This is a genomic window from Kribbella sp. C-35 (assembly GCF_046549195.1).
In the GTDB taxonomy this organism is placed as follows: Bacteria; Actinomycetota; Actinomycetes; order Propionibacteriales; family Kribbellaceae; genus Kribbella.
This window is the reverse complement of record NZ_JAJPWG010000007.1, coordinates 418776-427015: the sequence shown is the minus strand read 5'-3', so window position 1 is coordinate 427015 and position 8240 is coordinate 418776. Positions and strand designations below refer to the sequence as shown.

Below are 8240 nucleotides of genomic sequence, written 5' to 3'. Positions count from 1 at the left end.
GCGCCGATCGCGAACCGAACCTCCATCGGAACCACCAGATCCGCCATGACTCACACACTGAGCCACAGCCATCAGGTGTCCGACATCTCCCTACACACCTCTGTCAGACATGTCCCTTCAGAACACAGCCCGATTCGGGAGGGCAGGACTCCCCAAACTGGTTTGGGAGAGCCGGGGCGCCGAGGGGACGGGGCTGGCTGATCGCGTACGGCGTGCTTCCGCACGGGCGGCCCGCGAGAGCCGTCGTAGCGGGGATAGAAGTCGTCGCGATCTGCAAACTTGTTTCCCCGCTCCTTGGAGGTCTGCCCGGATCGGGCAGGATCCGCACTGGCCTCCGGCTCGCAAGGGTGCGCCCGCCCGGTGGGGCAGCCGTCGAGGAGCCACGTTGCGCCCGTCGGGCACTGGCCGGGGAGGCTTGGGGCGGTCGGTGGTGGGCGCAGTGGCGGTGGGCGGGGGCGTGGGTGGTGGGGATGGGGTGGTTCAGGCCCAAAGATTAGGCACTGAGGGACCAGCCCGGATCGTCCCAGGCGGTGTAGAAGTCCTCGCGGGTGAGCGGGCGCAGGCCCCAGTCCTCGCGGTTCAGGGACTGGTCGGTGAGCATCCCCTCGTCATCCTCGAGACGCTGCCACCAGTACCGCCGTACCTCGCCGTCCTCCCCCATCCCGAGCTGGCGGACGACGACCCACTCCCGCTCGTGCCAGACCGCCTCGTACAGCCAGTCGGTGCCGTAGTCGTCGACCGCCGCGCCGTACGTCCGCGAGGCCGTCCCCCGATCCAGGTCCCGAATCAACTCCACCGTCGACCGGATCGCGGCGGACGTCTCGGCCGACCATCCCCGGCGCTCGGCCAGCTCGGCGTAGTAGCCCTCGACGTCGTCCGGGAAGCTGCTCATGGCGCCCGACCCTATCGAACCGGACCTGTGGACAGCGACCGCCCGTCCGGCCCTCAGACCTGAAAGATCCTATGAAACCTCTACTGGACAGATGGGATTCATCAAGTGAGCGAGCCCGACGACCAGGTCGACCTGAACGTCCTGAAGGCTCCGTTGCCGCCGCCGGGCGAAAGAGATCCCCTGCAACGGCTGCGGTTCCAGCTGCTGGGCTACGCCACCGCGCTCGCGGTGCTGGTCACGCTCACGCCGACCTGGCTGACGCATGAGTACAGCCGCAGCAGCCCCAACCTGTACACCGGATTCGGCATGGCCCGCGACGCCACGATCCTCGGCAGCGCCGCCAACCTGCTGTTCATCGCGTACATCGTCCTGGTGCTGGTCGCACTGGCGACGCCGACGAGGATCGCCGCCTTCGCCTGTGCGTACGCCGGGCTCGTGGACACCATCGTGATCATGCTGCTGAAGCCGGATGGGGGTCGAGAGACCGAGATCGGCTGGACCGGGGCGCCGATCCTCGCGCTCGGACTGTGGTTGCTGCTGGCCGTCATCAACACCATCGGCTGGTTCGAGACCAGGCAACGGTCATGACGAAGGCCCGGCGGAGACCACGAGAAGGGACACAGCAGTGAGCGATGCCGACAGTCGTGACACCTCCGACGAGGACGTCCGGACCGCGCTGTTCCGGCCCTCGGGCGCGCTCAGCCGGTTGCAGTTCCGCCTGATGGGGTTCGGGATGGGGCTCGCGTTGCTGGTGACGCTGGCGCCCACCTGGCTGATGACCCAATTCGGGTCCAGGCGCGAGACCAGCCTCTACAGCGGCGTCAGCCTGCTAGGCCTGACGCCGGACGGCAACTCGCCGATGGATGCCGCGGGCACCGTCCTCTTCCTGTCGTACCTGGTGCTGGCCCTCGGGTTCCTGCTGGTCCCGCCGCACACCGGCGCCCCCGTCCTGATGGGCGTCGCCGGTCTGGTGGTCACGGTCGTCATCATCGCGAACCAGCCGGACGGCAGCTTCCAGATGAGCGTCTCCTGGACCGGTGCGCCGGCTGTTGCCGTCGGCCTGTGGATCATCGCGACAGTCGTCTCGATCGTCGCCCTCAAGAAGACACGCTCCTGACGTGCGACGGCCTCCCCGGGGAGCCGGGGAGGCCGTCGCACCGATGCGAGCTTCAGGAGATGCGGGTCATCCAGCCGTGCGGGTCTGCTGCTCGGCCGTACTGGACGTCGAGGAGGGCGGTGCGGACGGCTGCGGTGACCGGGCCGCCGTTGCCGTCGCCGATCTCGGTCTCGCCGTCCTTCCACTTCAGCGAGGCGACCGGGGTGACGACCGCGGCCGTGCCGCAGGCGAAGACCTCGCGCACCTTGCCGGAGGCCGCGCCCTCGCGCCACTCGTCGACCGAGATCTTGCGCTCGGTGACCGTGTAGCCGAGGTCGGTGACCAGCTTCAGGATCGAGTCCCGGGTGACGCCCTCGAGGATCGTGCCGGACAGCTCCGGCGTGACGACCGAGTTGTCGTCGAGGACGAAGTACAGGTTCATCCCGCCGAGCTCCTCGACCCACTTCTTCTCGACCGCGTCCAGGAACGCGACCTGGTCGCAGCCCTGCTCGATCGCCTCGGCCTGGGCGAGCAGCGAGGAGGCGTAGTTGCCGCCGGTCTTCGCCGCGCCGGTGCCGCCGGGGGCCGCGCGGGTGTACTCCTCGCTCAGCCAGATCCGGACCGGCTTCACGCCGTTCGCGAAGTACGACCCGGCCGGCGACGCAATCGCGCAGTACGTGACCTGGGCCGACGGGCGGACGCCGAGGAACGGGTCCGAGCCGAACATGAACGGCCGCAGGTACAGCGACGTCTCCCCGCCGCCCGGCACCCAGGCCCGGTCGATCTCGACCAGCTTGTGCAGCGAGTCGAGGAACGCCGCGATCGGCAGCTCCGGCAGCGCGAGCCGGTGCGCGGACCGCTGGAACCGGATCGCGTTCGCCTCGGGGCGGAACAGATGGATCGAGTCGTCGGGATGCCGGTAGGCCTTCATCCCCTCGAAAATCGTCTGGGCGTAGTGGAACACCGAGGTCGCGGGAGACAGCTCCAGCGGTCCGAAGGCGGTGATCCGTGCGTCGTGCCAGCCCTTCTCGGCCGTCCAGGTGGCGATCGCCATGTGGTCGGAGAAGTACTGCCCGAATCCCGGGTTCGCCAGGATCTGGGCGCGCTGGTCGTCGCTGGCCGGTTGGGTGCTTGGCTCAACGGTGAACTGCAGATCGGCGCTCATAGCCGCACCGTACCTCTCGACCAAGTGGTCATGCGAGCATCCACCTTCTTCAGCCGGCCGCGCGCTTGGCGATCGCGTCACCGATCTCCGCGGTACTGCGGGCAGCGCCCGTGCGCTCCTCGATGTCCGCCGTGACGGCGTCCTCGATCGCGCGCGCCGCCTCGGTCAGACCGAGGTGCTCGAGCAGCAGCGCCGCGGACAGGATCGCCGCGGTCGGGTCGGCCTTCTGCTGGCCGGCGATGTCCGGCGCGGAGCCGTGCACCGGCTCGAACATGCTCGGCGCGGTCCGGTCCGGGTTGATGTTGCCGCTCGCGGCCAGCCCGATCCCGCCGCTGATCGCGGCCGCCAGGTCGGTGATGATGTCGCCGAACAGGTTGTCGGTGACGATCACGTCGAACCGGGCCGGGTCGGTGACCAGGAAGATCGTCGCGGCGTCCACGTGCAGGTAGTCGACGGCGATCTCCGGGAACTCCTCGGCGACCTTGTCGACGGTCCGCTTCCACAGGTGGCCGGCGTACACCAGCACGTTGTTCTTGTGCACCAGCGTCAGCTTCTTGCGCGGGCGGGCCTGCGCGCGGGCGAACGCGTCGCGGACGACCCGTTCGACGCCGTACGCCGTGTTGACCGACACCTCGGTGGCGATCTCGGCCGGCGTCCCGACCCGGAGCGCGCCGCCGTTGCCGACGTACGGGCCCTCGGTGCCTTCGCGGACGACGACGAAGTCGACGTCGCCCGGGTTCGCCAGCGGGGAGCCGACGGACGGGTAGATCTTCGAGGGCCGCAGGTTCACGTAGTGGTCGAGGGTGAACCGGAGCTTGAGCAGCAGACCGCGCTCGAGGACGCCGGACGGGACGCTCGGGTCTCCGACCGCGCCGAGCAGGATCGCGTCGTGCTTGCGGATCTCCTCCAGCTCGGCGTCCGGCAGCGTCTCACCAGTGGCGTGCCAGCGCTTGGCGCCGAGGTCGTACTCGGTCCGGTCGAACGTCACGCCGTGCTGCGCCGCGACCGCGTCGAGGACCTTGAGCGCCTCGGTGGTCACCTCGGGTCCGATCCCGTCACCGGGGACGACGGCCAGCGTGAAGTTCTTCGTCTCGCTCACTTCTTGGGTTCTCCCCCATTGTCACGGCGGTTCATGGCCTCTTGGACAGCCTTGACCTCGTCGCTCGCCGGGCGCATGCTGCGGCGACGCCGGGTCGCCTTGCGCTCGCGCGCGTCGATCGAGGGCCAGTTGGCTGGATACATGTCGTACATGCAGCTGCTCCCAAATATGTCGTGGGCGGCAGGATGCGCACGAATTTACTCGTACATCCGACTATTTCTCCACCATGCGGGCAGCTTGTCCCGGAATATGAGATCTGGGTGCGGTCACTGGACCGGACCTGTGCGACTCTCAGCCGGTGAGTGCTCCTCCAGAACTGCCGCCGCTGGTCTCCGCGGCCCTCAGCCTGTCCGGACGGCGCGGATTCGTCAGCTCCACCAGGAACGAGACCGGCCGCTTGCTCGCCACCCTCGCGGCCTCGAAGACCGGCCTGCTCGGTGAGCTCGGGACCGGCTGCGGCGTCGGTTCGGCGTGGCTGCGCAGCGGCGCCGGCGAGAGCACGTCGATCGTCACCGCGGAGAGCGATCCGCAGCTCGCGCAGGTGGTCGCGGAACTGTTCGCCGACGACGAGCGGATCGAGGTCGTCTCCGCCGACTGGACCGCGCTGATCGAGCGCGGCCCGTTCGCGCTGCTGTTCGTGGACGCCCGCGAGGCGAAGCTGTCCGCCCGCGACATCATCGCGGACGTGGTCGAGCCGGGCGGCTTCGTCGTACTGGACGACTTCACGCCGTCGGCCGTCTGGCCGCCGATGTACGAGGGGCGCGTCGACACGCTCCGCCAGGAATGGCTGATGGACAAGCGTTTCACCACCGTCGAGGTGATGGTCGCCCCCGACGCCGCCGTACTGCTGGCCACTCGCCACTAGAAGCACTGAAATGAAGCGGGCCCGAGCTATGGAGCTCGGGCCCTTGTCAGCCGCCATGCGCCTGCGGGCGGCTGACCGCTTCCAGTAAATCAGTCGTTGGGGTGAATCAGGCCTCGAGATCCACCGTGCGGGCCGTATCTGCCTGGACTGCGGCGGCGATGTCGTCGAGGACCGTGGGCACGATCTTCGAGTCGACCGACAGCGCCACCAGGGCCTTGCCGCCCTTGCGGTCGCGGCTGACCTGCATGCCGGCGATGTTCACGTCGGCGTCGCCGAGGATGCGGCCGATCTGGCCGACCGCGCCCGGCCGGTCCTCGTAGGTGAGGAACGCCAGGTGCGCGGAGAGCTCGATCTCGAGGTCGTACCCGTCGATCTCGACCAGCCGCTCCGACTGCCGGACGCCGACCAGCGTGCCGGACACCGACACCTGGGCGCCGTCGGCGAGCGTGCCGCGGAGCGTGATCAGGTTGCGGTGCTCGGGGCTGTCGTGGTCGGTGACGAGCCGGACCTCGAGGCCCCGCTCGGCCGCCAGCAGCGGCGCGTTCACGTACGAGACGTTGTCCTCGACGACATCCGCGAACACACCCTTGAGCGCGGCCAGCTCGAGCACCTTCACGTCGTACTGCGTGATCTCGCCGCGGACCTCGACGTCGAGCTGCTGCGCGACGCCGCCGGCCAGCGCGGTGAAGATCCGGCCGAGCTTCTCCGTCAGCCCGATGCCCGGGCGGACGTCCTCGGCGATCACGCCGCCCTGGACGTTGACCGCGTCCGGGACCAGCTCGCCCGACAGCGCGAGCCGGACCGACTTGGCGACCGCGATCCCGGCCTTCTCCTGCGCTTCGTCGGTGGACGCGCCGAGGTGCGGCGTGACGACGACGTTCTCGAACTCGAACAGCGGCGAGTCGGTGCACGGCTCGGACGCGAACACGTCCAGGCCGGCGCCGGCCACCCGGCCCTCCTTGAGCGCGCTGTAGAGCGCCTGCTCGTCGACGATGCCGCCGCGGGCCGCGTTCACGATGATGACCTCGGGCTTGACCTTGTGCAGCTGCTCGTCGCCGATCAGGCCGATGGTCTCCGGGGTCTTCGGGAGGTGCACGGAGATGAAGTCACTGGTCGCCAGCAGCTCGTCCAGGGTGGCGAGCCGGACGCCCATCTGCGCGGCCCGGCCGGCCTGCACGTACGGGTCGTAGGCGATCACGTTCATGCCGAAGGCGGCCAGTCGCTGCGCGACCAGGACGCCGATCTTGCCGAGGCCGACGATGCCGACGGTCTTCTCGAACAGCTCGACACCCGAGTACTTGCTGCGCTTCCACTCGCCCTTCTTGAGCGACTCGTTCGCGGCCGGGACCCGGCGGGCGGACGCCAGCAGCAGCGCGACGGCCAGCTCGGCGGCGCTGGTGATGTTGGAGGTCGGCGCGTTCACGACCATCACACCGGCCTGGGTGGCGGCCTTCACGTCCACGTTGTCCAGGCCGACACCGGCGCGGGCGACGACCTTCAGCTTCTTCGCGGCGGCCAGGGCCTCGGCGTCCACCTTGGTGGCGCTGCGGATCAGGATGGCGTCGACGTCGGCGATGGCCGGGAGCAGCTCGGCGCGGTCGGCACCGTTGGCCTGGCGGATCTCGAAGTCGGGGCCGAGCGCCTCGACGGTGGCCGGGCTGAGCTCTTCGGCGATCAGGACGACGGGCCGGGTTACGTCAGTCATGGAGGAATCTCCTGCAGAAGCGGTAGGGGCTCATCAAGAACAGAGCACCGCGCTGTGCCCGCTACCTCGATGGTACCCCGTCCACTCCGCACCGTGAACGGGGACCCAGATGCCGGTCACTAGCTGTCGCAGGCGACCGCGTCCGACGCCTTGACCGTCCTGTCGAGCACCAACTGGCCACGCGACCGGACCAGATAGAACGTCGTGTCCAGCCGGGTGCAGTTCTGGCCGCCGGCGCCGGTCGCGGTGGGCGCGTACATCACGTTGTACGCCATCCGCGCGGAGGAGCCGTCCGGCGCCAGGTCGGTGAGCCTCGGATTGAAGAAGTACGAGGTCAGGTGCTTGTCCCGGTCCTGTGCCTCCGTCAGGGCACCGGCGAACCGTGGCGAGTAGAAGGCCCGCACCTTGCCGAAATCGTGCTGGTTCTGCAGAGTCAGGTAGTTGGCCAGCACCCGCTGCGCCTCCCGGGCGAGCGGCGTATTGGCGACCTGCAGCACCGGCGCGATCGGGCTCTGCGGACCGCGTGACTCCGGACAGTCCCCGAGCGTCCCGACCGTGACGCCCGACGGCGCCTGTGCGACGTACCCGCGGAGCTTGGCGAGCGGGACGATCGCGCTGGCCTGAACCGTCTTGCCGGTGACCAGGCCGACGAGTTCGCCGGACTTGCTGACGACCGGGCCGCCCAGCTTGGCCGCGTTCATGAACTGGCCGAGCGCCTCGGGGTCGGCCTCCGAGCCGACCGCGTTGACGACCTGCTTGCCCGCTGCCGTGTAGCCGACCAGTGCGCGTTCGGCCTTCGGGTCGGGATCCGCCGCCGGCAGCCGCAGCGGCGTTTCGTCGAAGCCGATCGACTGCAGGACGGCGACGCCGTCCGCACTGGTGGCGAGCAGGTTGGCGCGCCGGATCCGGCCGTCCGGGGCCACCACGATGATCGACTTCGGCTGATCGACCGCCGAGGTGGCGGTCAGCACCCGCCCGTTGTCGATCAGGACGCCGGACGCCTCACCGGTGCCGGCGCACGTGGTCGCGAGCACCCGCACCACGGCCGGGCCGGCCGACGTCAGCACCGCGGCGGTGTCGATCCGCAGGCTCTGTGCGCGGACGTACCAGCCCGCGCCGGCGCCGCCCGCGATGATCGCCAGGAGGACGAGGAACCCGGCCAGGATCCGGCCGAAGATCCACGGACCCCGGGGCGGCGGTTCGGCCCCGGCCGAGCGGCTCGGAGCCTCCAGCTGGGTCAGCGTGCCGGCGCCCGCCGGAACCCGCCGCGGCGGCCGCGGAACCCCGCTCCTGCCGTCCTCCACCGCTCGCCTCCCCCAGAATCACCGGTACAAACCACAACCGTCACACATTGTGTCAAAGAAAGGGGCCCGGACCACCCACCTGGGATGGTCCGGACCCTCGAGTCACCTGCGGGT

General features: G+C 69.6%; 9 protein-coding genes. 3 read left to right on the top strand and 6 right to left on the bottom strand.

The features are described 5' to 3' along the window. Nucleotides 1-493 precede the first annotated feature (493 nt). Nucleotides 494-892 (bottom strand): hypothetical protein, encoded by a 399-nt coding sequence (locus tag ACLJOO_RS39585; protein WP_410793113.1) that lies wholly within the window; start codon nucleotides 890-892, stop codon nucleotides 494-496. 105 nt (nucleotides 893-997) lie between these two features. Between ACLJOO_RS39585 and ACLJOO_RS39580 the strand changes: the two genes are divergently transcribed. After that, entirely contained in the window at nucleotides 998-1480 is a 483-nt protein-coding gene (locus ACLJOO_RS39580) for a hypothetical protein (RefSeq protein ID WP_410793111.1), read from the top strand. A 37-nt stretch (nucleotides 1481-1517) separates the two neighbouring features. Next, nucleotides 1518-2009, top strand: a complete 492-nt coding sequence (locus ACLJOO_RS39575) for a hypothetical protein (protein WP_410793109.1) — start codon at nucleotides 1518-1520, stop codon at nucleotides 2007-2009. A gap of 52 nt (nucleotides 2010-2061) precedes the next feature. Here the strand turns inward: ACLJOO_RS39575 and ACLJOO_RS39570 are convergent, their stop codons facing one another. The 3 genes from ACLJOO_RS39570 to ACLJOO_RS39560 are packed head-to-tail and all read right to left on the bottom strand — an operon-like array spanning nucleotide 2062 to nucleotide 4404. Beyond that, nucleotides 2062-3153, bottom strand: a complete 1092-nt coding sequence (locus ACLJOO_RS39570; RefSeq protein WP_410793107.1) for a branched-chain amino acid aminotransferase — start codon at nucleotides 3151-3153, stop codon at nucleotides 2062-2064. A gap of 49 nt (nucleotides 3154-3202) precedes the next feature. Beyond that, nucleotides 3203-4252, bottom strand: coding sequence for a 3-isopropylmalate dehydrogenase (locus tag ACLJOO_RS39565; protein WP_410793105.1), 1050 nt, complete (start codon nucleotides 4250-4252; stop codon nucleotides 3203-3205). Next, nucleotides 4249-4404 carry a hypothetical protein gene (locus tag ACLJOO_RS39560; RefSeq protein ID WP_410793103.1) on the bottom strand — a complete coding sequence of 52 codons (156 nt, stop codon included), beginning with the start codon at nucleotides 4402-4404 and terminating at the stop codon, nucleotides 4249-4251. The genes ACLJOO_RS39565 and ACLJOO_RS39560 overlap by 4 nt, the downstream gene beginning before the upstream one ends. Before the next feature lie 146 nt (nucleotides 4405-4550). On the opposite strand from ACLJOO_RS39560, the gene ACLJOO_RS39555 reads away from it, so the two are divergent. Further along, the gene (locus ACLJOO_RS39555) at nucleotides 4551-5117 is read left to right on the top strand and encodes an O-methyltransferase (protein WP_130387539.1); all 567 of its coding nucleotides are present in this window, start codon (nucleotides 4551-4553) and stop codon (nucleotides 5115-5117) included. Between the two features lie 106 nt (nucleotides 5118-5223). Here ACLJOO_RS39555 and serA read toward each other — a convergent pair whose 3' ends face one another. Next, nucleotides 5224-6822 carry a phosphoglycerate dehydrogenase gene (serA, locus tag ACLJOO_RS39550; RefSeq protein ID WP_410793101.1) on the bottom strand — a complete coding sequence of 533 codons (1599 nt, stop codon included), beginning with the start codon at nucleotides 6820-6822 and terminating at the stop codon, nucleotides 5224-5226. Between the two features lie 119 nt (nucleotides 6823-6941). Further along, nucleotides 6942-8126 carry a trypsin-like peptidase domain-containing protein gene (locus tag ACLJOO_RS39545; RefSeq protein ID WP_410793100.1) on the bottom strand — a complete coding sequence of 395 codons (1185 nt, stop codon included), beginning with the start codon at nucleotides 8124-8126 and terminating at the stop codon, nucleotides 6942-6944. Between the last annotated feature and the right edge of the window lie 114 nt (nucleotides 8127-8240).